Here is a 216-nt window from a genome sequence, read left to right on the forward strand (position 1 = left end):
ATCTCGCTAGGCATTGTTCTTGCAGTCGTTGGGGCTGTCGCGCCGCTCGCCGCCATGGCTTATGCCTCTTGGCAGATCGCAATAGCCAAGGAATTGTCTATCCTTCGCGAACATGCTGTCAGCGTCACCGAGCGCGCAAAGTTCACGTTTTCCGACGCGCGCCAAGCGCTCGTCGATATGAATGCGGCAAACGTTGCTCCATGCTCGCAAGAGCAC

Annotated in this window: 1 pseudogene; it reads left to right on the plus strand. The window is 57.4% G+C overall.

The window, feature by feature from the left end:
• A pseudogene (locus tag AF337_RS44365) lies at positions 1-216 on the plus strand (EAL domain-containing protein); the annotation flags it as partial.

Origin of the sequence: Rhizobium ecuadorense, from assembly GCF_001187535.1 — a bacterium.
GTDB lineage: Bacteria > Pseudomonadota > Alphaproteobacteria > Rhizobiales > Rhizobiaceae > Rhizobium > Rhizobium ecuadorense.